Origin of the sequence: Pantoea brenneri, assembly GCF_038594305.1 — a bacterium.
Lineage (GTDB): Bacteria > Pseudomonadota > Gammaproteobacteria > Enterobacterales > Enterobacteriaceae > Pantoea > Pantoea brenneri.
Genome location: NZ_JBCGBG010000023.1, coordinates 1 through 359 on the forward strand (window position 1 = coordinate 1; position 359 = coordinate 359).

General features: G+C 57.7%; 1 tRNA gene and 2 rRNA genes. All 3 read left to right on the forward strand.

Features of this window, described 5'->3' with window-relative positions:
* Positions 1-3 precede the first annotated feature (3 nt).
* Positions 4-119: ribosomal RNA gene (gene rrf / locus AABB92_RS23355) — 5S ribosomal RNA — on the forward strand.
* A 14-nt stretch (positions 120-133) separates the two neighbouring features.
* Positions 134-209: transfer RNA gene (locus AABB92_RS23360), tRNA-Thr, on the forward strand.
* A gap of 33 nt (positions 210-242) precedes the next feature.
* A 5S ribosomal RNA gene (gene rrf, locus AABB92_RS23365) occupies positions 243-358 on the forward strand.
* Position 359: the final 1 nt, after the last annotated feature.

The window sequence follows — 359 nt, forward strand, 5'->3', positions numbered from 1 at the left end:
TTGCCTGGCGGCTGTAGCGCGGTGGTCCCACCTGACCCCATGCCGAACTCAGAAGTGAAACGCCGTAGCGCCGATGGTAGTGTGGGGTCTCCCCATGCGAGAGTAGGGAACTGCCAGGCATCAAATTTAGTGTGCTGATATGGCTCAGTTGGTAGAGCGCACCCTTGGTAAGGGTGAGGTCCCCAGTTCGACTCTGGGTATCAGCACCAGTTAAGACATGAGTTCGGTAAATAAAGAATTTGCCTGGCGGCTGTAGCGCGGTGGTCCCACCTGACCCCATGCCGAACTCAGAAGTGAAACGCCGTAGCGCCGATGGTAGTGTGGGGTCTCCCCATGCGAGAGTAGGGAACTGCCAGGCA